This is a genomic window from Kitasatospora sp. NPDC127060 (assembly GCF_042724935.1).
GTDB lineage: Bacteria > Actinomycetota > Actinomycetes > Streptomycetales > Streptomycetaceae > Kitasatospora.
In genome coordinates this window covers 1-21,840 of sequence record NZ_JBHXEG010000064.1, presented here as the reverse complement: position 1 = coordinate 21,840, position 21,840 = coordinate 1, and the positions used below count along the sequence as shown (strand labels likewise).

At 74.6% G+C, this 21,840-nt stretch carries 21 protein-coding genes, 1 pseudogene and 1 riboswitch; of the genes and pseudogenes, 9 read left to right on the top strand and 13 right to left on the bottom strand.

Going from position 1 to position 21,840, the window contains the following annotated elements; genetic code table 11:
- Nucleotides 1-33 precede the first annotated feature (33 nt).
- The 7 genes from ACFWIS_RS29210 to ACFWIS_RS29180 are packed head-to-tail and all read right to left on the bottom strand — an operon-like array spanning nt 34 to nt 8,566.
- Nucleotides 34-1,389, bottom strand: a complete 1,356-nt coding sequence (locus ACFWIS_RS29210) for an MFS transporter (protein ID WP_380458376.1) — start codon at nt 1,387-1,389, stop codon at nt 34-36.
- A complete protein-coding gene (locus ACFWIS_RS29205) occupies nt 1,386-2,846 on the bottom strand; it encodes an ATP-dependent carboxylate-amine ligase (RefSeq protein WP_380458378.1) in 1,461 nt (486 codons plus the stop codon). The genes ACFWIS_RS29210 and ACFWIS_RS29205 overlap by 4 nt, the downstream gene beginning before the upstream one ends.
- A complete protein-coding gene (locus tag ACFWIS_RS29200) occupies nt 2,843-4,024 on the bottom strand; it encodes a DegT/DnrJ/EryC1/StrS family aminotransferase (protein ID WP_380458380.1) in 1,182 nt (393 codons plus the stop codon). The genes ACFWIS_RS29205 and ACFWIS_RS29200 overlap by 4 nt, the downstream gene beginning before the upstream one ends.
- On the bottom strand, nt 4,021-5,181 hold the full coding sequence (gene blsG / locus ACFWIS_RS29195) for an arginine 2,3-aminomutase (protein ID WP_380458382.1): 1,161 nt from the start codon (nt 5,179-5,181) through the stop codon (nt 4,021-4,023). The genes ACFWIS_RS29200 and blsG overlap by 4 nt, the downstream gene beginning before the upstream one ends.
- A 34-nt stretch (nt 5,182-5,215) precedes the next feature.
- The gene (gene blsF, locus ACFWIS_RS29190) at nt 5,216-6,292 is read right to left on the bottom strand and encodes a CGA synthase-related protein (protein ID WP_380458384.1); all 1,077 of its coding nucleotides are present in this window, start codon (nt 6,290-6,292) and stop codon (nt 5,216-5,218) included.
- Nucleotides 6,280-7,281, bottom strand: coding sequence for a cytosylglucuronate decarboxylase (gene blsE / locus ACFWIS_RS29185; RefSeq protein ID WP_380458386.1), 1,002 nt, complete (start codon nt 7,279-7,281; stop codon nt 6,280-6,282). The genes blsF and blsE overlap by 13 nt, the downstream gene beginning before the upstream one ends.
- Before the next feature lie 55 nt (nt 7,282-7,336).
- The gene (locus ACFWIS_RS29180) at nt 7,337-8,566 is read right to left on the bottom strand and encodes a hydroxymethylcytosylglucuronate/cytosylglucuronate synthase (RefSeq protein ID WP_380458388.1); all 1,230 of its coding nucleotides are present in this window, start codon (nt 8,564-8,566) and stop codon (nt 7,337-7,339) included.
- Nucleotides 8,567-8,869: 303 nt separating this feature from the next.
- On the opposite strand from ACFWIS_RS29180, the gene ACFWIS_RS29175 reads away from it, so the two are divergent.
- Nucleotides 8,870-9,661 (top strand): class I SAM-dependent methyltransferase, encoded by a 792-nt coding sequence (locus tag ACFWIS_RS29175; RefSeq protein ID WP_380458390.1) that lies wholly within the window; start codon nt 8,870-8,872, stop codon nt 9,659-9,661.
- Nucleotides 9,662-9,731: 70 nt separating this feature from the next.
- Here the strand turns inward: ACFWIS_RS29175 and ACFWIS_RS29170 are convergent, their stop codons facing one another.
- A complete protein-coding gene (locus ACFWIS_RS29170; protein WP_380458392.1) occupies nt 9,732-9,989 on the bottom strand; it encodes a hypothetical protein in 258 nt (85 codons plus the stop codon).
- Nucleotides 9,990-10,117: 128 nt separating this feature from the next.
- Nucleotides 10,118-10,260, top strand: a riboswitch (SAM riboswitch).
- 199 nt (nt 10,261-10,459) lie between these two features.
- Between ACFWIS_RS29170 and ACFWIS_RS29165 the strand changes: the two genes are divergently transcribed.
- Complete coding sequence (locus ACFWIS_RS29165) at nt 10,460-11,173, top strand: IclR family transcriptional regulator (RefSeq protein ID WP_380458394.1); 714 nt, start codon at nt 10,460-10,462, stop codon at nt 11,171-11,173.
- Nucleotides 11,174-11,254: 81 nt separating this feature from the next.
- On the opposite strand, the gene ACFWIS_RS29160 is transcribed toward ACFWIS_RS29165, so the two are convergent.
- Nucleotides 11,255-11,941 carry a hypothetical protein gene (locus ACFWIS_RS29160; RefSeq protein WP_380458396.1) on the bottom strand — a complete coding sequence of 229 codons (687 nt, stop codon included), beginning with the start codon at nt 11,939-11,941 and terminating at the stop codon, nt 11,255-11,257.
- A 351-nt stretch (nt 11,942-12,292) separates the two neighbouring features.
- Here ACFWIS_RS29160 and ACFWIS_RS29155 point away from each other — a divergent pair, with 351 nt between their 5' ends.
- Nucleotides 12,293-14,323, top strand: coding sequence for an N-acetylmuramoyl-L-alanine amidase (locus ACFWIS_RS29155; protein WP_380458398.1), 2,031 nt, complete (start codon nt 12,293-12,295; stop codon nt 14,321-14,323).
- Here the strand turns inward: ACFWIS_RS29155 and ACFWIS_RS29150 are convergent.
- From ACFWIS_RS29150 to ACFWIS_RS29140, 3 genes are all read right to left on the bottom strand, one after another.
- Entirely contained in the window at nt 14,233-14,478 is a 246-nt protein-coding gene (locus tag ACFWIS_RS29150; RefSeq protein ID WP_380458400.1) for a polysaccharide deacetylase family protein, read from the bottom strand. The two genes, ACFWIS_RS29155 and ACFWIS_RS29150, sit on opposite strands and share 91 nt — an antisense overlap.
- 88 nt (nt 14,479-14,566) lie before the next feature.
- The gene (locus tag ACFWIS_RS29145; RefSeq protein ID WP_380458401.1) at nt 14,567-15,115 is read right to left on the bottom strand and encodes a hypothetical protein; all 549 of its coding nucleotides are present in this window, start codon (nt 15,113-15,115) and stop codon (nt 14,567-14,569) included.
- 29 nt (nt 15,116-15,144) lie between these two features.
- Entirely contained in the window at nt 15,145-15,651 is a 507-nt protein-coding gene (locus ACFWIS_RS29140) for an RNA polymerase sigma factor (protein ID WP_380458403.1), read from the bottom strand.
- 256 nt (nt 15,652-15,907) lie between these two features.
- On the opposite strand from ACFWIS_RS29140, the gene ACFWIS_RS29135 reads away from it, so the two are divergent.
- A complete protein-coding gene (locus ACFWIS_RS29135; protein WP_380458405.1) occupies nt 15,908-16,408 on the top strand; it encodes a DUF3995 domain-containing protein in 501 nt (166 codons plus the stop codon).
- Between the two features lie 72 nt (nt 16,409-16,480).
- Here ACFWIS_RS29135 and ACFWIS_RS29130 read toward each other — a convergent pair whose 3' ends face one another.
- Nucleotides 16,481-18,052 carry a sialidase family protein gene (locus ACFWIS_RS29130; protein WP_380458407.1) on the bottom strand — a complete coding sequence of 524 codons (1,572 nt, stop codon included), beginning with the start codon at nt 18,050-18,052 and terminating at the stop codon, nt 16,481-16,483.
- A gap of 260 nt (nt 18,053-18,312) precedes the next feature.
- Here ACFWIS_RS29130 and ACFWIS_RS29125 point away from each other — a divergent pair.
- The 5 genes and pseudogenes from ACFWIS_RS29125 to ACFWIS_RS29105 form a co-directional block, all read left to right on the top strand.
- Nucleotides 18,313-18,495, top strand: a pseudogene (locus tag ACFWIS_RS29125) (hypothetical protein); the annotation flags it as partial.
- Nucleotides 18,496-18,798: 303 nt separating this feature from the next.
- Nucleotides 18,799-19,671, top strand: a complete 873-nt coding sequence (locus ACFWIS_RS29120; protein WP_380458409.1) for an SIS domain-containing protein — start codon at nt 18,799-18,801, stop codon at nt 19,669-19,671.
- Nucleotides 19,668-20,588 carry an ROK family protein gene (locus tag ACFWIS_RS29115; protein WP_380458411.1) on the top strand — a complete coding sequence of 307 codons (921 nt, stop codon included), beginning with the start codon at nt 19,668-19,670 and terminating at the stop codon, nt 20,586-20,588. The genes ACFWIS_RS29120 and ACFWIS_RS29115 overlap by 4 nt, the downstream gene beginning before the upstream one ends.
- Nucleotides 20,585-21,547 (top strand): 1-phosphofructokinase family hexose kinase, encoded by a 963-nt coding sequence (locus tag ACFWIS_RS29110; protein ID WP_380458413.1) that lies wholly within the window; start codon nt 20,585-20,587, stop codon nt 21,545-21,547. Before ACFWIS_RS29115 ends, ACFWIS_RS29110 begins: the two co-directional genes overlap by 4 nt.
- A complete protein-coding gene (locus ACFWIS_RS29105) occupies nt 21,535-21,768 on the top strand; it encodes a hypothetical protein (protein ID WP_380458415.1) in 234 nt (77 codons plus the stop codon). Before ACFWIS_RS29110 ends, ACFWIS_RS29105 begins: the two co-directional genes overlap by 13 nt.
- Nucleotides 21,769-21,840: the final 72 nt, after the last annotated feature.

Here is a 21,840-nt window from a genome sequence, read left to right as displayed (position 1 = left end):
CTCGGGGACGGGCGGGGCGGGTGGCTCGCATGGTCAGGTGGTGTGCTCCGGCTCGGGGGCGGCTCCCACCGGGGCGGGTGCGGCGGCGTCGGCGGCCCCGGCGGTGGTGGCGGTGGTGGTGGCGGTCGTGGCGGTCGTGCGGGAGAGCAGCGGGCGGCAGGCGAAGGCCAGGACGGCCGCCGCCAGCGCCGTGCCGAAGGCGACCGCGAACACCCCGCGCGGCCCGAGGGGCTCCACCAGTAGCCCCCCGGTCTGCTGGCCCGCCGCGTCGCCCAGCACGGTGGCCAGTGAGGCCCAGGTGAAGGCCTCCGCCAGCGAACGGCCGTCCGCCACCGCGCCGACCAGGGTCATCTCGACCGCCGACACCAGCGCGATCGGCGCGCCGCCGACCGCCAGCGCCAGCGCCAGGAGCGGCTGGGAGGTGGCGGCCAGGGTCAGACCGGTGCCGAGTGCGTACGCCAGCACCAGGCGCGGGAAGCGCACCGGCGCCGGGACGTCGGACTGGGAGCGGCCCAGCCAGACGGCGCCCAGCGCACTGCCCACGCCCCAGCAGGCGTACACCGCGCCGGTGCCGCCGGGGGACCCGTGGGCGGAGACGAAGGCCGGGATGGCCAGGGTGAGCAGCCCGATCGGCACCGCGCAGGCCGCCATCACGGCGGTCAGCGCCAGCATGGCCGGGCTGCGCAGCGGGCCGAGCAGGTCGCGGCGCCCGGAGGAGGGCGCGGGGTCCGTCCCGCTGGGCAGCCGGACCAGGGCCAGGCCGAGCGCGCCGGTGCCGCCGAGCGCCGCCACGACGGTCAACGCCAGCGCGGCGGATCCGGCCAGCATCAGCGCGGCCAGCATCAGTGGCGCGCCGATCACCAGCACCTCGGCGAGGACCGCCTCCCACAGGTAGGCGGTGTCCCGCTCGGTGTCGGCCAGCGGGAGGCGGGCCCAGAGCGAGCGCATGCAGGCGTTGGCGGGCGGCAGGGCGATCCCGGCCAGGACGACGACGACCAGCTGGGCCCAACTGCCCGGCCTGGTGGCCCAGGCGAACGCGGTGAGGGCCGTCGGGTAGAGCAGGCCGGTGGCGAGCAGTACGGGCCGGCGCCCGGTGCGGTCCAGCCGCCGGGCGACCAGCGGACCGCCGGCCGCCATCCCGGCGGTGTACAGCGCGCTGGTCAGCCCTGCCTGGGCGAAACTGCCGCCCTGCTCGCGCACCACCAGGACGGTGGCCAGCGACATCAGGTAGACCGGCAGCCGGGACACCACGCTCCACCCGGCCACGGCCGGGACGTGCGGGCGGTGCAGCAGGGCGCCGAGGCGGCGGGCCAGGGTGTCGCCCGCCGGGGCCGGCTGGCTCGGCGGGGTGGGAGTGGGTGCGGTCCCGTCGGTCGGAGTGTCGCTCACCGGGCGCCTTCCATCGCCGGGCTCCCGGCTGCGCCGCCGCCCGGGACCGCGTCGCCGTCGGCTGTGCCGCTTCGGGCCGGGCGCTCGGCCGTAGCGCCCTCGGCCGCCGGGTCGTCGGCCGCCGGGTCGTCGGCCGCCGGGTCGTCGGCCGCCGGGTCGTCAGTCGTCCGGCCGTCCGTCGCCGGGCCGAGCTCGATGGTGAACGCGCCGAGCACCTCGCGCATCCGCCGTTCCACCTCCTCGATCGAGGCGCCGACCACGTGGACGTACCCCGAGGCGTTGTGTGAGGCCCGCCGGGCGGACACCGCGTCGCCGACACCGACCTTGAGAACGGCCTCGACCACCCCGGGGACACGCAGCAGTTCCTCCGTCGGAGTGATCCGCCGGACCGTCCCGGAGCCCGGTAGCGGCAGCAGGAGGTCCCCGGCACACTGGCGGCGGCGGTACTCGAGGGCCGGGCGGATGCCCCGGTAGACGTCCAGGGTGGCGCCGAAGACGTCGAAGCCGTACGCGTGCCCGTGGTTGGCCGGGATCTCGCACCCGGCCAGCCGCAGGCCGATCTCCCCGGCGTAGAGCCGGCCGTCGATCAGGAAGAACTCCATGTGCGCGTAGCCGTGGTCGATGCCCATGCCGGTGACGATCCGCTGCACCAGGGCGCGCAGGTCGACCGGCGGGGCCTCGTCCGTGCCGACGCTGATGTTGGCGTTCATCGCGCCGTCCACGATGTCCAGCGGGCGGCAGGGCATGGCGCTCGGCCAGGCGTCCAGCACCTCGCCCCGGTGGATGATCGCGCAGACCTCCCACTCGGTGCCCCTGAGGAACTGCTCGACCATCCAGTCCCGGGCGGTGAGGTCGATGCCGACCAGTGACCCGGGGCCGTCCAGCCGGTGGGTGTCCACGCAGGCGAAGGAGTCCACCGGCTTGAGCACCAGCGGCCAGCCGTGCGTGGTGGCGAACCAGTTGATCTCGGCGGCCGTCCGGACCCGCGTGAACTCGGCGGTGCGCAGGCCCAGTTCACGGAAGCGCTGCTTCATCTCGGCCTTGTCGCGCACCCAGGTGACCTGCCGGCTGCTCAGGTGCGGCAGGCCGGCCAGCTCGGCGAAGCGGTGGGCGAGGGCCTGGCGGGGCTCGCTCGGGTTGCAGAAGGTGCTCGGCGCTACGGGCAGTCCGTCCGCCCACGCGCGGTAGCGCGCCGCCTCCCGGGCCAGGGGCACGTCGGCGCGCACCCAGAAGGCGGGCAGGTGCGCGGTGCGGCGCAGGTGGTCCTCGGAGAGGTCGCCGCGCAGCTCCTCGAAGCGGAGCAGCACCAGATGCTCCGGGAGGGTGCGGGCCGCGTACCGGGTGAAGGAGGACGGTCGGTCGTCCACCAGGAGCAGCACCGGAGCCTCGGACGGGGCGCCGCGTGCGGAGGGAGCTGTGGTCGCTGCGGTCGCGGGGTTCGCGGGGTTCGCGTTCACACCGCCTCCAGCACGCGCCGGATCGCCTTGACCGCCACGGCCTGCTGCTCCTGGGGCAGTTCGGGGGACAGCGGCACGCACAGGGTGCGCTCCAGCAGGTCGTGGGTGCGGGCGAAGCCGTCCCGGCTGAGCGCCAGCGGCCGGCCCTCGGGGGCGAGGTTCCACGGGAAGCCGTCGGCGTACAGCGAGCGGCGGCCGGTCAGCACCGGGTGCTCGGGCAGCAGGTACTTGCCGAGCGTCCAGTTGGCGATGCCCTCGGCGGTGAGGGCGGCCACCGCGGCGTCGCGCAGTTCCCGGGACTCGCAGCGGAACCGCAGGCTGACCTTGACGTCGCCCCGGGCGCGCGGGAGCACCTGGAGGTCGGTGCGGTTGGGCAGGGCCTCCATGGCCAGGCCGTACATCCGCTCCAGGCCGGCCAGCACCTCGTCCAGGTGCCGGAACTGCTGGCACTGGATCGCGGCGACCTCCTCGCTGGTGACGAAGTTCTCGCCGTAGTAGGCGTCCTGGTCCCAGGTCGGGTAGCGGCCGGGAACGCGCGCCGAGCCGTGGTCGTGGTAGCAGCGCATCGCCGCCCAGGCCTGCTCGTCGTCGCTGACCACCAGCCCGCCCTCGCCGGAGGTGAGCACCTTGTTGTGGTGGAAGCTGTACACCCCGGCGTAGCCCGCCGTGCCGGCCTCCCGGCCGTCGGGGAAGCGCCCGCCGAGGGTCTGCGCGCAGTCCTCGATGACGTACGGCACGTTCTCGGGAAGGGCGGCGACCGAGCCCTCCATGTGGGCCACGACGACCCGCCGGGCGTCCGCCGGGAGGAGGGTGCGGTCCATCGACAACGACTCGTCGGCGTCCACCAGGACCGGGATCAGCCCGCAGGAGAGCACCGCGCCGGCCACCGCGACGAAGGTGACCGCCGGGATGTACACCAGGTCGCCGACCGAGGGGCGGGTGGAGATCAGTGCCAGCCGCAGCGCCTCGGTGCAGTTGTGCACGGCCAGGGTGCGGGCGACGCCGAGGCGTTCGCTCACCAGACGCTCCAGCCGGGAGGCCATGCTCTCCTGCTCGGTCTGGTAGCGGAACAGCACCTGGTGGTCGATCACCTCCCGCAGCTCCGCCATGTCCTGCCAGTCGAGGTAGTTGGCGCCGTACGGGAGGAAGCGCTGGCCTTGGCGGTCGTGGAGCGTCATCGGGCGTCGGTCTCCGTGATCGGGTGCGTGGCGGCGTCGACGCGCAGCTGCTGGCCGCGGAAGTTGTGCAGCAGCAGCCCGCCGTCGGGCGTCTCGGTGAAGGAGGGACGGGAGACCGGGATCTTGCCGATCTTCGTGGTCAGGACGTACTGCGGCACGCCGAATCCGGTGATGTGGCCCAGGAGGCCGTCCATGATCTCCCAGCCCTTCTCGACGGAGGTCATGAAGTGCGCGACACCGGTGACGTTGTCGCAGTGGTACAGGTAGTACGGCCGCACCCGGATCCGCAGCAGCTCGGTCATCAGCCTGCGCATGGTGGGCACGTCGTCGTTGATGCCGCGCAGGAGCACGGTCTGGTTGCCGACCGGGATGCCGTGGCGCAGCAGCCGGTCGACGGCCGCGGCGGACTCGGGGGTGATCTCCTTGGGGTGGTTGAAGTGGGTGTTCAGCCAGACCGGGTGGTAGCGGGCGAGCATGGTGCACAGCTCGTCGGTGATCCGCTGGGGGAGCAGGACGGGGAAGCGGGAGCCGATCCGGATGATCTCGACGCTGGGGATCGCCCGCAGGCCGGCGATGATCTCCTCCAGCCGGCCGTCCTGGTAGGAGAGCGGGTCCCCGCCGGTGAGCAGCACGTCCCGGATCTCCGGGTGCTCGGCGATGTAGCGCAGGTCCTCGTCGTAGGCGCCGCCCTCGTCGTCGCGGAAGTAGCTGCCCTCGAGGTCGGTGGTGTGGAACTTGCGGGTGCAGTGCCGGCAGTAGACCGGGCAGGCCTCGGTGACCAGCAGGACCACCCTGTCCGGGTACTTGTGCACCACCCGGTTGGTCCGCCGGTAGAGGGTGTCGCCGACCGGGTCCACCTCGGCGCCCGGGAACTCCAGCAGCTCCTCGGCGGCCGGGACGGCCTGCTGGCGGACCGGGCAGAGCGGGTCGTCCCGGTCCATCAGGGAGGCGTAGTACGGGGTGATGCTCCAGCGGTAGCGGCCGGCCACCCCGGCGATGGCGCGCTCCTCGTCGGCGGTCAGATTGATCCACCGCCGGGCCTTCTCGGCGGTGTTGATGCGCTTGCGCATGTGCCAGCGCCAGTCGTCCCACTCGGCGGGGGTGGGCTGGGGCTCGACGGTGCTGAGGTTTCGTTCGGTTCGGGCGGTGTGGGACACGGTGGCTCCGTACGGGGCGGCGGGTGTCGGGCGACTAGAGCGGCGCGAGTAGCAGTTGGCGGACGGTACGGGCGACGGCCTGGGCGCCGCGCAGGTCGTCCAGCTCCGGGCCGAGCGGGGCCCACTGGACCTCGGGTGAGGGCGGCAGCCAGACGGCGGGATCGACCGGGTGGGCGGGTCCGGCCGGGTGGGCGGGTCCGGCCGGGGCGGCCGGTGTCGTTGAGGTGGCCGGTGCCGTTGGGCCGACCGGTGCCGTTGAGCTGGTCCGGCCGACTGGGTTCACCAGGTCTGCTGGGCTCACCAGGTCGGCTGGGGCCGTCGGGCCCGCAGGGGGCGTCGGGGGCGGCGGTGCCGTCAGGCCCGTCTGGTCGAGGGTCGGGATAGGGACGAGCCGGGCGAGCTGCCCGGCCAGGGCCCGCTGGGCGGGGCCGAGCGGGGGCAGGAAGGAGAGCGGGGCGCGGCGGGCGCGGGCCAGCGCCAGCGCGGCCATGGTGGGGGAGGCGAGAAGGAGTTCGGATTCGGCGTGCCGGGCGTCGACGTTGGTGTCGGCGGCGCGGGCGACGCTCGCCCCGGGCCGGCCGGCGGCCGCGGCGCGGACCAGGTCGAGCGCGGTGTCGCAGACGACGGTGCAGCAGCCGGTGCGGCGGACGGCTTCGTCGATCAGGGCCGGCAGCCGGTCGGCGGTGAAGGATTCCGCCTCCGCCACGGGGACGCCCCAGAGCGAGAGCAGCAGCAGGGCACCGCGCCGGTCGCGGTTGCGGGTCAGCCTGGTCGGGGCGAGCAGGCCGGTCGGGCGGACGCCGGGCGGGCGGTCCAGCCAGTCGGGCCAGTGGGCGCGGGCGAGGGCACCGGGCGGGCCGGCGGCGGTGAACGGGGCCGAGGACACGTGCAGCACCGGCACCCCGAGGCGGACGAGGTGGGCGGTGGCCGCCTCGTCGTCGCAGACCAAGGCGGCACCCGGCCGCCGGGCTTCGGGCCGCCGGGCGTCCTCGCGCCCGAGTCGGGGGAGGTCCCCGAGGTGGGCGGCGATCCGGCGCAGCGCGAGCAGGGAGTCCAGCTGCTCATCGCGGCAGGTGAGCAGGACGGCGCGGCCGCCGGTCAGTACTGCCACGGCGTCACCGTCCCCAGCCGGGCGACGTCGTCGCTGTAGCCGGCCGCCGTGGTCGAACAGCCGCTGCACACCTGCGGGCCGCGGTCGCGGAAGTGGTCCGCGTGGGCCCGGAAGGCGGGGGTGTCCAGCAGGATGACCCCGCCCTCGCGCAGCGGTGCGCCGCCCAGGCCGTCGCCGTCGTCCCGGTGCGGGATGCAGCTGCAGGCGTGCATCCGGCCGCGCTTGCCGTCGATGTAGATCACGTCGTCGGTGACGTGGCAGAGCGGCAGCGAGGCCCGGGGCGGGGTGGAGTCCTCGAAGTACTGCCACTGCTCCTCGGGGGTGTCCCCGTAGAAGCGCTTGCCCATCGGGACCAGGACGGCCGCCGGGTCGGCCCGGTACAGCGGGTCGCAGACGGCGCGCACGTGGTCCGGGTCGGGGTAGCGGATGGTGCGGTCCAGCTTGAGCGCCGACAGCTCCCACTGGCGGACCCCGGCCTCCGTCAACACCCGCTGGAGGGCTGGCATTTCGGTGTAGTTGTGCGGCCCGACCACGGTGTTGACGCGGGGCAGCACGCCGAGTTCGGCGGCCAGCCGCAGCCCGCGCAGTCCGGCCTCGAACATGCCGGGGGAGCGGCGGTAGGTGTCATGGGTCTCGGCCGAGGAGCCGTCCAGGCTGACGATCACCTGGGCCAGCCCGGCCGCCGCGAGGTCCTTGGCGTGCTTGGGGAGGAGGGAGCCGTTGGTGATGACCGACATCTTCATCCCGGCCTCGGTGCCGGCCCGGACCAGCGCTACCACCTCCGGGTGCATCAGCGGTTCGCCGCCGGTGAACCGGATGTACGCGACTCCGGCCGCGCGGGCTTTCGGCAGCAGTTCGGCGAAGTCGGTGGAGGAGAAGCGGAAGGTGTCGCGGGAGAGTGCGAAGTCGCACATGAAGCAGTCGGCGTTGCAGGCTTCGAGGATGCGGATGAACAGGTAGCGCGGGCGCGGATGCGTGGTGGGGGACACGAGGACACCTGGGGCCTTTCCGTCTGGGATCGATTCCGTCGGTGGCACGGGCACATCAGCGGACCGGATCGGCGGCCCCCGGGGGCCGTTCGGCCAGCAGTCGGACCAGGGCGTCGGCGACCTGCTCCGCGCCGGCCGTGCCGACCGCGCTGGTCAGCGCCGTCCAGTCGGTGCCGGGATGGTCGGTGGCCAGGCGCCCGAGCTGCTCGACCAGGGCCTCCCGTACGGGCGCCGCCGCCCGGTGGCGGCCGAGGTCTGCGGCGCGGGCGATGCCGCCGTAGATCAGGTCGAGGGCCTTGCCCTCGCCGTGGGCGCGCAGTGCCAGCGCCTCGTCCTCGTCGAACACCTCCTTCGGCCAGCGCACGCGGGTGTCGGTGCCCAGCGCTTGGCTGTGGAAGCGGCCGTTGAAGATCTGGCTGAGGTTCTGCGGGGGCAGACAGATGGTGGGTGTCCCGAGCCGGCCCGCCTCCAGCAGCGTGGTGAGGCCGGGGGAGGTGAGCAGGACGTCGCACTCGGCGAGGCGGCGTAGGAACTCCTCGTGGGGCAGGGCACCGACGGTGGTGGTGGCCGGGTGGGCGCAGGAGTCCACCAACTGCGCGGCCAGCCAGGCGGGCAGGTTGCCCGCGATGTGCACCTCGCTGACCCCGCTCGCGGTGAGCGCCTCCAGGGCCGCGGGCAGCACGAGCTGGGGATAGCTGGCCCAGTCGGTGAGTTGGGGTGCGCGCAGCCCGCCGAGGCTGAGCAGGGCGCGCCGGGGGTGGGGTGTCGGCGGGCTGCCGCGGGCGGCTCCGCCGTCGGCGATCACGGCGTCCACCCAGCGGAGCCGGTGGACATCGGCCAGCACCCGGGCACCCTCCGGCGGCAGCGCCACGCACCGCTGGGCGCAGTAGACCTCGGTGTCCAGCGGGAGGTCGGGGCGGTCGCCGTCCGTCCAGAGGAACGGCAGGCTGTCCACGAACACCACCGGGACCCCGCAGGCCCGAAGCGCCTTCGCCAGGCCGCCGTCCAGCACCACCAGCGCCGCCTGCACGCGCTGCGTCCGGACGATCCGGGTCAGTTCCTCCGCCGACCGGTGCTCCGGCAGGTCGAACCAGCGCTCCACCGGGTGCTCGGCGAGCACCGGCCTGCCCAGCCCCGAGGCCAGCCCGATGAATCTCAGCCGGTCGCCGTCGCGTCCCCGGAGGGCGGACAGCACCGCGCTCAGCTTGCCGGAACTGCCCCAGCCGAACTCGACCCCGGCCACGGCGACCGTCCGGGTCTCCGTCCTCGCCGTCGTTGACGTCATTCTCGTCGTCACCCGTACCAACTCCCCCGCCCGTTCCGGATTTCCGGTCGCCATTTCCTGTCGTTCCGTATTCGTACCAGGCCTGAGATCGTGGGGCGGTTCGACTACCTACGGAAAAACGAAAGCTAACCACCTAACTAGGTGAAATTGGCCTTCGATGAATTGACGACGGGCAGTCAATCTGATGTACGAGCAACACGCGGGCAGGAACGTGCCTGCGCCCGACGGCCGAGGCGGCGGGCTGCAATGGGCGCCCATCCAAATCCGCACCCCAGCCGTATCGATCCCCAGGAGGGCCACCAGATGGAACAGTTGGCGGACGACACCGATCCGGTCCGCGTGCTGGAGACCTCCGGCGCCGACTACCGGCGGGCCTTCGACCTCTTCCTCGCCGGCACCGACGAGAAGCCCCGCACCCACGCCAGGCTGACCGAGGTCGCCACCGGTCTCCCGCACCGCCGGGTCCTGCTGGACCTCGGCGCCGGCGACGGCCGCACCACCGCCCACCTGGCCCGGTACTTCGACCGCACGATCGCCGTGGAACCGAGCGCCGCCATGCGGGAGGAGCTCGGCGCCGCCTGCCCGGGCGCCGTCGTCCTCCCCGAACCGCTGGACCGCGCCGAGCCGTCCGAGCCGGCCGACCTGGTCCACCTCTCCCACGTGCTCTACTACGTCCCGGAGCCCGACTGGCTCCCCACCGTCACCCGCGCCATCGAGTGGACGGCCCCCGGCGGCACCCTGCTGGTCGTCCTGCAGAACCCCGAGAGCCCCTGCATGAGGATGGCCGCCCACTTCACCGGCGTGCGCTACGACCTGAGCGCCCTCCTCGACGGCTTGCGCGCCCACCGCCCGGCCCACAGCTACGCCTTGGAGACCCTCGACCTCCACTACCGCACGCCCCACCTCGCCGAGGCCGTCGACGTCGCCGAGTTCATGGTCAACGTCGCCGACCTCGCCGCCCTGGACCCCCTCCCCACCCGGGCCGCCCTCACCGCCTACGTCCGGGAGCACTTCGCCCAGCCCGACGGCAGCTACTTGATCGGCCACACCCAGGACATGCTCACCGTTCGGCGCGCGTCGGGCGCCCGGCCCTGAGCCCCCGGGTCCGGCGGGCCCAGAGACCGGTGTCGCTCGGCCGGATGGCGGTCACCGGGCCCGGCAGGGTCTACCGGCCCGGCGCGGCGTCCTCGATGGCGGCGAGCAGGCGGGTGTGCACGGCGGTGGCGGCCGCGCGGGTGGCCGGGTCGGGGTCCTGCAGCTGAGGGGCGATCAGCTCGGCGGCCGCGGCGAGGACCGGAACCGGCACGGTCGCCTCGCGCAGGTGCAGGAGTTGGGAAGCGGCCCGTTCGCCGGGCGTGGCCCTGGCGCGGGCGTCGGGGATCAGGGCGGTGAGGCCCCGGGGAGGCGGCTGAGTGCTGGTCACCCGTCGTATTCTTCCGCGCCCCGGCCACCCCGCCGACCGGTCCCGGTGTGTCGGCCCCTGGGGTTCCGGGGGTGGAGGTGCGGGAAAGGTTTGGCGGGATGCCCCGGAAATCTTGTATGGTTCTCCGCGAATCATCCAGAGGGGTGGAGGGACCGGCCCTACGAAGCCCCGGCAACTCCCCGTTCGACTCGGCGTCCGAAGTACGCGCCGTGCCGTCCGGGGTCAGTGCCAACTCCGGCCTGTCGCCAACGTGGCGCGGGGAAGATGAGGAGACACGGTGCTCTCTGTGCTGTCCTTCGTCCGGGCGCTTCCCGCCCCGGCCCTTTCGCGTACCCATCTCGTGTCCGGCGCAGGCAATCGGCCCGCTTCGCAGGCCCGTCCTCGCTGACCGCCCCGCTCCCACCCCCATCGGAGCGCCCGTGAGCCGAACCCACCCACGGCCACGGGATCTGAGACTGGAGTACCCGTCCATGGAGAACACGAGCGGTGTCGGCGTGCTCGACAAGATCACCTCGATCCTCGGCACCCTGGAGGCCGGACCGGCCACCCTGGCCGGCCTGGTCGACGCCACCGGCCTGGCCCGGCCGACCGCCCACCGGATCGCCGTCGCGCTGGAACACCACCGCCTGCTCGGGCGTGACCTGCAGGGCCGGTTCGTCCTCGGGCCGCGGCTCACCGAGCTGTCGGTGGCCGCGGGTGAGGACCACCTGCTGACCGCCGCCGGCCCGATCCTCACCCAGCTGCGCGACGTCACCGGTGAGACCGCCCAGCTCTACCGCCGGCAGGGCGAGGTCCGGGTCTGCGTGGCGGCGGCCGAGCGCCTCTTCGGCCTGCGCGACACCGTTCCGGTCGGTCTGGCCCTGCCGATGAAGGCCGGGTCCGCCGCCCAGGTGCTGCTCGCCTGGGAGGAGCCCGAGCGCCTCCACCGGGGGCTCCAGGGCGCCCGTTTCACCGCCACCGCCCTCAGCGGGGTCCGGCGCCGGGGCTGGGCCCAGGCCGTCGGCGAACGCGAGCCCGGCGTCGCCTCCGTCGCCGCGCCCGTGCGCGGTCCGGGCGGGCGGGTGGTGGCCGCCGTCTCCGTCTCGGGCCCGATCGAACGGGTCACCCGGCACCCCGGCGCCCGCCTCTCCCAGGCGGTGGTCGAGGCGGCCGGCCAGCTGAGCGAGGCGCTGCGCCGATCCTGATCCGCCGGCCTGCGACAGTGCGACGGTGCGCCGTGGTCCCGCACTGCGGTGCACCGCTCCGCCGCGGCGGTCAGGCGGGTGTCAGGAGTCGCCGGGGACGGTGAACCGGTAGCCGGCCGTGCGGAGCCGCGGCAGGTAGCGGTGGACGGCTTCGGCGGTCTGGGAGCGGTCGGCCGGTCCGCCCGGGGCCGGGACGAACCCGGGTGTGAGGCAGCCGTCGTGGTTGAGGACGATCGAGCCGGTCCGGGCCCCGGTGAGCACCCGGTCCACGCCGATCCGCGCCCGCTCCCGCAGCCCTTCGTCACCGGTCTCGGCCATGCCCTCGTCGTCCAGGTCGAGGCCGTCGTACCCGGCGCTCCCGGCGATCCCCATGCGCGCGTCGACGTGGGCGGCGCGGCGGGCCGGGTCGCTCAGGAGTTCTGCCATGGCCGTGGCGTCGGGGGTTTCGATGACGGTGGGCACGACCCCGGTCCGCTTCTCGTGCAGCCGGTCCACCGTGCGCCGGTCGCCCGCGCCGGAGCAGCCGCCGATGGCGGTGTCGGAGCTGGCCTCGTACCAGAAGGGACTGACGGTGTGGAGTTGGGAAGCGTGCCGCAGCGCGTCCTCCAGGACAGCCTCCCCGCCCCACCACGGCAGCCAGGCCGATGCGGTCCGGGCGGGGCGGTAGGTGCCGGCGGCGCTCCCGGAGGTGGCGGGGCGAGCGACCAGGGCGAGGGCGGCGAGGACGGTACCCGCGGCGCGGACGGGTGAGGGGAGCGCGATCGTCATGGCGGTCACCCTCCACAGCCGGTGCGGAGAGTGCGCCCGTTCCCGCCGACCCGACGCGGAAGGCGACCGAACGGCACACCGGGGCTGTCGTCCAGGACCGACACGCGGGGACGCTGCGGACCTCCGCGGGGCGCGGCCGCGTGTTAGAACTCTGGGGGCCACCGGAGCGCGGGTGAGGTCAGCCCCCGGCGCCCGGCCGGGGCCGGCACACTGGGCGTCCTCGCCCGCGGAACCGACTGCACGACCGGGCGGACTGCGCCCATCAGACCCTCGTCCTGGGCCCGGGCGGCGAGCGCTACGACGTGCTGCGCAGCTTCAGGGTCCGCTGAAACCGGAGTGGTGACTGTCATCGTGAGACCCGTCCTGGGCGTCCTGTCCGCCTTGCTCGCCGCTGTCTGCGCGGCCCCGCAGGTCGCATCGGGCGCGGCCCTCGAAGCGCCGGGCGACGGCCGACAGATCCGATTGCAGGAGCAATTCGCCTCGGCGGCAGCGGAGTTCGGAGTGCCGGTGGGGGTGCTCCTGGCGCTGGCCTACCAGGAGAGCCGCTGGGAGTCCCACCGGGGCAGGCCGAGCACCACGGGGAACTACGGGGTCCTGGGCCTGACCGACGTCGACCTCGCGGCAGCCCGCGGCAAGGACTCGCCCGCGCTGCACACGCTGCGCGCCGCGGCCGCGCTGATCGGCCGCCCGGCCGAGGAGTTGAGGCGCGACACCCTGCAGAACCTCCGCGGCGGCGCCGCCCTGCTGGCGTCGTACCGGCGTACCAGCGCGGGCTCGGCGGGCGGCAGGCCGGGCGACTGGTACGGGGCGGTGACGGCCTTCGGGAGGGGTGCCCCGGCCGACGGGGGAGCGGACGGCGGCGACGACGGCGGTCTGCTCGCGGACCGGGTGTTCGAGACCCTGCGCACGGGCGCGGCGCGGACCACCGCCGAGGGCGCCCGGATGCGACTGGCCGCCGACCCGGACCTCGTGCCGCCGGACCGGCCCCGACCGCCGTCGCGCCGAGCCGCCGGGCCGGCCGCCGAGTGCCCCGAACACCTCGACTGCGCGTTCGTGCCCGCCGCGTACGCGCTGATCGATCCCAAGGACCCTTCCTCGTACGGGAATTACAACCCGGTCGACCGGCCGGCGGACGGTCTGCAGATCCGCCACATCGTGGTGCACGACACCGAGGGCAGCTACACCTCGGCGGTGGACACCTTCCAGGACCCGCGCGAGCAGGTCAGCGCGCACTACCTCGTGCGCGCCTCCGACGGCCATGTCGCGCAGCTGGTGCGCACGCGGGACATCGCCTGGCACTCGGGCAACAAGACCGTCAACATGCACAGCATCGGGATCGAGCACGAGGGCTTCGCACTCCCCACCGACCGCCCGACCTGGTACTCGGAGCAGCTCTACCGCTCCTCCGCTGAGCTGGTGCGCTACCTGGCGGAGCGGTTCGGTATCCCGCTGGACCGGCAGCACGTCATCGGCCACGAGGAGGTTCCGGCGCCGACCCAGGAGGCGGTGTCCGGCATGCACACGGACCCGGGCCCCTTCTGGGACTGGGACCACTACCTGGAGTTGCTCGGCGTGGCGCTCCCGACGAGCCCCGACCAGGGTCCGCCGCGCCCTGGCGACACCGTGACCATCGCCTCGGCCACCGAGGAGGCCGGCCGACCGTCCGCACCGGGCACACCCGGCGCACCGTCCGCACCGGGCACACCCGGCACACCGTCCGCACCGGGCACACCCGGCGCACCGTCCGCACCCGGCGCACCGTCCGCACCGGTCGCGAACGGCGAGCCGCGCACCATCGTCCGGCTGCACACGGGACCGTCCGCCGACGCCCCGCTGGTCAACGGCGGGAGCACCGCGCTCGACGACTGGAGCGACACGGCGGTCACCGGCGCCCGCTACGTGGTCGCCGACCGGACGGGGGACTGGACGGCGATCTGGTACGACGGGCAGAAGTGCTGGTTCCTCGACCCGGGAGGCCGCCGGACCCGCCGCGACCGGTGGCCCGCCGCGCCGTCCGACCCCGGGGGAACGGCCGTTCGAACGCTGCTCGCGCCGAGACCGGGGCTGGAGACGGTCCCGGTGTACGGCCGTGCCTACCCCGAGGCATCCGCGTACGCCCCGTACCCGGGCATCGAGCCGCTTCCGGTGGTGGCGCTGCGGGCGTCCATCGCCGCCGGTCAGGCGTACGTCGCGGTCGACGGCACGCCCCGGCCCGCCGACTTCTTCCAGCAACGCACCATCGACGGGAGCGTGCCGAACGACCGGACCCTGGTGGTCGGTCAGGACACCTACTACACCATCCGCTTCAACCACCGGCTCGCGTTCCTGCGGGCCGCCGACGTCCAGGTGCTCCCGCCCGCTGCGGGGGTGGTGTCGCCGTAGGGGAAGCGGAAGAACGGCAGCGGCTCCGCACCGGCGGCGGCGCGGATCGCCCGGTCGGCGCGTTCGACCCCTTCCCGGCGCTCCTGGCCGGTCAGGGCGGCGAACGGCGGGTGGCTGTAGGAGTGGTTGGCGACAGCGCGCCCGGCCGCCACCATCGACCGGACGGCGGTGGGGTGGCGCTCGGCGAACTGGCCCAGAGAGGTGCGACGAGTCGCGGGGCCGGTCCGGTGCTCGTGATGCGTGTTACGCCCCGGCTTCCTCCTCCAGCAGGGCGGCGAACCGGGCGAGCGGATCCCCGGTGAACGGGCGCAGCGCGGGGGCGAGCAGGCGCGCCCCGGGGAAGGTCAGGCCGCCGAGGAAGGCGAAGCGGGTGGTGCGGTCGGACTCCGGGTGGGCCGCCATCCCGCCGAGGACCAGGCGGCTCTGCATCAGGCACCAGCCGGGGGCGAGGTCGATGCCGAAGGTGGCCCGGAGGCGGGAGTGGCCGTGGATCCGGGCTTGCAGCGAGGCGGTTCGGAGCAGCGCGCCGTCGGCCGGCTCGGAAGCGGAGAGCCGTACCGTGCGGACGTCCGGGATCCAGAGCGGCATCGTGCGCTCCAGGTCCTGGGCGAGGGCCCAGACCCGTTCGAACGGCGCGTCCAGGACGGCCTCGCCGATCCGCGCCGATCCGGGCGCGGTCGCGGCGATCACGTGCAGCCGCCGGACCGGGTCGAAGTCGGCAACGGGCCACCGGGGCTCCCGGGGCTCCCGGGGCTCCTGGGGCTCCATCGGCTCTTGCGGCACCGGAGGCATCTGCGGCTCCTGCGGCGTCGGGGTATCGGTCACTGCTGCCACGCCTTTCGGAAACTGAGCCGGGCCCTGGAGAGCCGGGACTTGACCGTCCCGGGAGCGACCGCGAGCAGCGCCGCGGTCTGTCGTTCGTCGAGGCCCTCCAGGTCGCGCATCAGCAGCACCGCGCGGTGCTCGGGGGAGAGCCGGGACAGCACGTCGCGGATGTCCGCGCCGAGTTGGGGGTCGCCGGGCGCGGGCACCTCGCCGAGTTCGGCGGGCCGCGAGCGCGCCGCCCGGGTGGCGTACCGCACGGCCTCCCGGACGGCGATGGCCCGCACCCAGCCGAACAGGGCGGCCGGTTCCTCCAGTTGGCGCAGCTTGCGGAAGACCACGATGAGCGCCTCCTGGGTCGCGTCCGCGCCGTCCTCCAGGGCGATCGGGCCGCAGAGCCGGCGGACGTACGGGGTGACCAGGTCCAGCAGCCGGCCGACCGCGAGTTGGTCGCCGCCCTGGGCGGCCCGGACCAGCTCGGCAAGGCCGGGCGGTGGCTCCTGCATGGTGCGCTCTCCGCTCTCTCCGTCGACGGGCAAACGAGGGGGTCCGTGGAGGGAGGCCGCGGGAGGGCGAAAGGTTCCACGCTGTTTCCGTCCGGCGGCAGTGTTCCTCGTCACAGGAACGGATCGGCGGGCGGGGGGCTCCTCCGGGTGTCCAAGCGCCCTGACACTCCACGAGGTGACGGCAATGAAGGCTGGGATGAAGACGGCGATGAAGGCGGCGATGAAGACGGAAACGAAGACGGAAACGAAGACGGCAATGACGCAGTCGACGAGGAACCGCGGCAGGGCCACCGCGGTCGGCGCGGTGCTGGCGGTGGACGGTCTGGTCCACCTCTACTGGGCCACCGGACGGACCTGGCCGGTGGACGGCACCGTCCGGCTCTCGCAGCTGGTGCTCAACGCCCAGGTGCCGTTCACCCCGCAGGTCCTGGTGCCGCTCGCCGGGACGCTCCTCTCCGGCGCCGCGCTGGTGCTGGCTCAGGGCGGACGGCTGCCGGCCCTGGCCGCCCGGCTGCCCGCCGTCCTGCCGCGCTGGGCGAGCCGGGTGGTGGCCGCCGGACTGCTCGCCCGCGGCGCGGCCGGACTCGTCTGGGTGACCGGTGCCTGGGCGGACCCGGGGGACACCTTCTACTGGCTCAACCTGCTGGTGTACACCCCGCTCTGCCTGCTGCTCGGCCGGGCCGCCTGGCAGCTCTCGGCGGCGGACCCGGCGGCGGTGGTCGCCCCCGTGGACCGGCCCCGGACGGTGCGGGCCTGACCTCCCGAACGAGGACGGCGCCCCGCGGCTCCCCGAGCCGCAGGACACCGTCCGTCCGCCGGGTGCGGCGGCTCAGCGCCGCAGGTGCTGGACGGCGCGCGCGGTGGTGGTGGGCGCCGCGGCGTGCGCGTCCGGTGCGCTCGGCACGCCGGCGGCCGGGCTGCGCAGGGTGCCGGGCTGGAACCGGCCGCTGTACACGTCGGTGGAGTTCAGCGGGGCGGCGCTGTTGGCGGTCACCAGCACCGGGCGCACCTGGCGGCCATCGTTGATCAGCGCCTCGTAGTCACCGAGGAAGTGCCCCCCGGCGTCGGGCGCCTGGAGCCAGTCGAAGACCGGTGTGATCTGCCGCTCGACCGGGCTGTCCTCGCCGCCGCGCGGGAAGCTGAGCAGCCAGGCGGCGGTGGGCAGGGTGGTGGTGTTGCCCGGGGTGAGGTAGCGCAGGTCGTAGTAGCTGACGGCGACGGTGCCGTCGGCGGTCACGGTGACGGACGGGGTGAACGCCGGGGAGCCGGGGGCCTGGTTGAGCCGGGTCGGACCGCTCCAGGTCCGGCCGCCGTCCGTGGAGTGCACCAGCTGGATCGCGTCGTACCGGCCGCCGGTGAACTCCGAGCCCTCGTAGGCGAGGTAGAGCTCGCCGGACGTCGGGTCGATGGCCACGCTCGGCAGGCCGGCGCCGGCCCGGAGGGACTTGGAGGCGTCGGCCGGCGCGTTCGGGTCGACCTCGGGGACGGAGGTGTCGGCGGCCACCCGGACCGGTCGGCTCCAAGTGCGGCCCTGGTCGGTGGAGCTGACCATGCCGAAGTGCACATCGCTGACCGTCGTGGCGGTGGCGTCGGTGAAGGTGATCCAGTCGAAGAAGTCGTAGAGGGTGTCGGTCCGCGGATCGACCACGATCTGGTTGCCGATGGTCTGGGTGTTCGGCGTCGTGCCGGTGATCACGAAGGGCTTCGCCGGGGACCAGGTGCGGCCGTGGTCACGGGTGACGGAGAGGTAGCCCGGTCCGTCGAAGACCGGCGTCGGGCCGGCGGCCTGGTCCACCCGGTCCCAGACCTGGTAGGCGACGCCCGGGTGCACCGGGTCGGCGGTGACGGCGTTCTTGTCGTCGGTGATCGCCGGGTCGTCGTCGGCGATCAGCTCGGTGACGTGCTGCCAGCTGCGCCCGCCGTCGGTCGAGGTGGCGGCGGCCACGGCACCGCGCGGTGTGGTGGCGTCGAAGACCAGGGCGCTGGCGTAGGCGGTGCCGTCCGGGCCGAAGCTCACCCAGCCGTCGGAGGCCCGCTGGTAGGCCAGCCCGCCCGGCGCGCAGTGGGTGAACGGCAGAGCGGTCTGGGTGAAGTGCACGCCGTCCGTGGTGTAGCTCGAACTCAGGCCCCGGGCACCGCCGTTGGACCATCGGTCCTGCTGGTAGATGGTGATCGCGTTGGCCGGGTCGAGCGGGTTGGCGGCGGCGTACGGTTCGTCCTCGGCCGCCGGGGAGTTGGTGCCGGGCCCGTCGGCGGCGAGGTTGCAGGCGGCGTACGGATCCCCGGGTGAGATCAGGGCGAGCGGCGCGCCGGCGGTGGTCGCGCGGGCCGGGGTGCCGCCGGTGAGGGCGGCGAGGACGAGGGCCGCGGTGGCGAGTGACGTCCTGGTGCGGAACTGCATGGAGACCCCCATGGTCGTCGGCGGGAGGTGCCTGGTGTCCGGGGTGGTGTGGCGTCGCTCCGGTGCCGGACGGGAGCTGACGTCCGGTCGGGCGGGCGAGTCTATCCAGCCTCGGGGGGCGCGCCAACGATCCGCGCGCGCTCCTTACCCTGTCCGCACCATTGGCCATCACCAGGTCGCTGACCTGCGGTGATCCCCTCGCCGTCGGATTGCCGCCCAGTCGTTCGACCGTTCAGCCGCCGCCCGCGCGGATATTCGGTCTGCGGTGTCGCCCCCCGTTCCAGGGTGCTCCCGACACGAACTGGGAGAGTCCGTTGAGTCGAACCTTTCGCGTCGACCTGCGCGGAATCGTCGACCTCCTGGGCCGCCACCTCTGCACCGGCCCGCAGGTGTACGTCCGCGAGCTGCTGCAGAACGCCGTGGACGCGATCACGGCCCGGCGACGGCTCACTGACCATCAGCGCCAACGGCATCGGCCTCGACGAGGCGATCGGTGCCCCCACCACGACGTCCCGGCCGACACGGCCCTCCCGACGGCGGCCCGTGACGTGGCCGCCGACCTGGACCGCGGAGCGCCCAGGGCGGGGGCGGTGGAGCCGGAGGCGCTCGCCGAGGAAGCCGATCGTGCTGCCGTCGGTCGGTCATGCCTCCCGGCCAGCCGAGGGCGTGTGTTCATTTCTGATTGATTGGTCTATGTTGTGCTCATCTTCAAGCAGAACACTGCAACTTTTTGCGCAGGAGTTTTCATGTCACACGTCGCCGTGGAGATCGCCAGCCAGCCCGCATGCTGGTCGCGGGCACTGGAAGCGAAGCCCGAAGGCCTGCCCCGCCCCGGTGAGCGGGTAGCCGTCCTGGGCTGCGGCACCTCCCTCTACATCGCGCAGTCCTACGCGGCCCTGCGCGAGGACGCCGGTTTCGGAGAGACCGACGCCTTCGCCGCCTCCGCCTTCCCGCGGGCCCGCCGCTACGACCGGGTGCTCGCGATCACCCGCTCCGGCACCACGACCGAGGTGCTGGACGCCCTCAGGCGCACCTCGGAAACCCCGACGACCGCGATCACCGGCGACCTCGACACCCCGGTCACCGGCGCGGCCGACACGATCGTCGACCTCTCCTTCGCGGACGAGAAGTCCGTGGTGCAGACCCGGTTCGCCACCACCTCCCTCGCCCTGCTGCGCGGCCACCTCGGCCTCGCCACCGCCGAACTGCCCGAGCAGGCCCGGCTCGCGCTCCGCCACGACCTGCCCGAGGGCGTGGTCACCGCCGAGCAGTTCACCTTCCTCGGCACCGGCTGGACCACCGGCCTCGCCCACGAGGCGGCCCTCAAGGTCCGCGAGGCGTCGGGCAGTTGGACCGAGTCCTACGCGGCCATGGAGTACCGGCACGGCCCGGTCAGCATCAGCGCCCCCGGCCGGGTCGTCTGGTTCCTCGGCGAGCCGCCGGCCGGACTGCTCGACCAGGTCCGGGCGACCGGAGCGACCGTCGTGCACTCCGACCTGGACCCGCTGGCCGAACTGATCCGCGCCCAGCGGCTCGCCGTCGCGCTGGCCGACGCCCGGGGCGTCGACCCCGACCGGCCGCGCAACCTGACCCGCTCGATCGTCCTCACCCAGCCGTGACCGTCATCGCCCTGGACGTCGGCGGCACCGAGATCAAGGGCGCCGTCGTGGCCGAGGACGGTGCCGTGCTCCGGTCCGAACGCTGGCTCACCCGCGCCGACCGGGGCCCCGGAGCCGTCATCGACACCGTCCTCGACTGCGCCGGCGAACTGGCCGACGCCGCCCGCCGGGCGGACACCCCGCCGGTGGCGGCCGGGATCGTCGTCCCCGGAGTGGTCGACGAGCGCACCGGGACGGTCCTGCGCGCCGTCAACCTGGGCTGGCACGACGTCCCGGTTCGTTCCTGGCTGACCGAACACCTCGGCCTGCCGGTCGCGTTCGGGCACGACGTCCGGGCCGGTGGCGTGGCGGAGGCACTGCTCGGGGCTGGCCGCGACAGCGACTCCTTCCTCTTCGTCCCGGTCGGCACCGGCATCGCCGCCGCCGTCCTGCACCAGGGCCGGCCCGTCACCGGCGCAGTCGGCGCGGCCGGGGAACTCGGCCACCTGGTCGTCCGGCCCGGCGGTGAGCACTGCGCCTGCGGCAACCGGGGCTGCCTGGAGACCGTCGCCTCGGCCGCCGCCGTCGCCCGCCGGTACGCCCGCCGCACGGGCCGTCCCACGGCCACCGCCCAGGACGTGCACCGGGGGCTGCGCGCCGGCGAGGAGGCGGCCGTACGGGTCTGGGCCGAGGCGGTCGACGCGCTCGCCGACGGACTGGCCGCCGCCACCGCCCTGCTGGACCCGGAACGGATCGTCGTCGGCGGCGGCCTGACCCGGGCCGGCGAGGACCTGCTCGGCCCGCTCCGCCGGGCACTCGCCGAGCGGCTGACCTTCCGGCCCCCGCCGAGCCTGGTACGGGCCGAACTCGGCCACCGGGCCGGCAGCCTGGGCGCCGCGCTGCTCGCCCTCGACCTCGCCCCCGGAGGTGCCCGGTGATCTTCACCGTCACGCTCAACGCGGCCGTCGACACCACCTACCACCTGGACCGGGTGGCCCGGCACGGCAGCAACCGGGTCACGACGGTGGCCGAGCGGGCCGGCGGCAAGGGGGTGAACGTCGCTCGGGTGCTCGCCGCTCTCGGCCACGACGCCGTCGCCACCGGCTTCGCGGGCGGTGCCACCGGGCACCTGCTGCGGGCCGACCTGGCCGGGGCCGGGCTGCGCGAGGAGTTCGTCCCGATCGGGGGGACGACCCGGCGCACCGTGACGGTCGTCGAGGAGTCGGCCGGCGACGCGACCGTCTTCCTGGAACCGGGGCCCGTCGTCAGCAGTGACGAATGGTCCCAGTTCACTGTCCGGTACCGCCGACTGCTGCGCACCGCGGAGGCGGTCGTGCTGTCCGGCTCGCTGCCCCCCGGCGTCCCGCCGGACGCGTACGGGACCCTCGTCGCCCTCGCGGTCGACGCGGGCGTCCCCGCCGTGCTGGACGCGGAGGGCCCGGCGCTGCTCGCGGGGCTGGCCGCCGGTCCGGCGCTCGTCAAGCCCAACGCGGCCGAACTCGTCGCCACCGCGGGCCCGGTCGCCCCGCTCGCCGGGGCCCGCAAGCTGCGTGCGGCCGGCGCCCGGGCCGTGGCCGTCTCCCTCGGCCCCGGCGGGCTGCTGCTCAGCAGCCCCGAGGGCGACTGGCGGGCCCGGCCCCCGCAGCGGGTGCGCGGCAACCCGACCGGGGCCGGCGACTCCGTCGTCGCGGCCCTCACCGCGGGCCTGGTGGCCGGCACCCCCTGGCCCGAACGCCTCGCCCACGCCGTGGCCCTGGCCGCGGCGACCGTCCTCGCCCCGCTCGCCGGCAGCTTCGCCCCGGCCGACCACCAGCGGCTGCTGGGCGAGGTGACGGTCCGGCCGGTGTACCCGGCACCCCCGCCCTCCTCCGCTCAAGGAGCACCATGCCCCTCGTAGCCACCGGCCCGATCGTCGGACCGGCCGCCCTCGGCCGGCACGGCGTCGGCGCCTTCAACGTCATCCAGCCGGAACACGCCGAGGCGATCGTCGCCGGGGCGGAGCGCGCCCGCCTGGACGCCCGGCGGGACCTGGTGGACGCCCGTCGCTACCTCGGCGCGGGCCGCGACTCGGTCGCCGCCGAGGTCACCCGCCTGCTCGGGGTCCTCCGGGCGGCCTGAGGCCGCCCGGAGGGATGGGCGCGCGGGGGCGCGGGCCCCCCCCCCGCGGGGCACCCCCCGCCGCACGGAAAC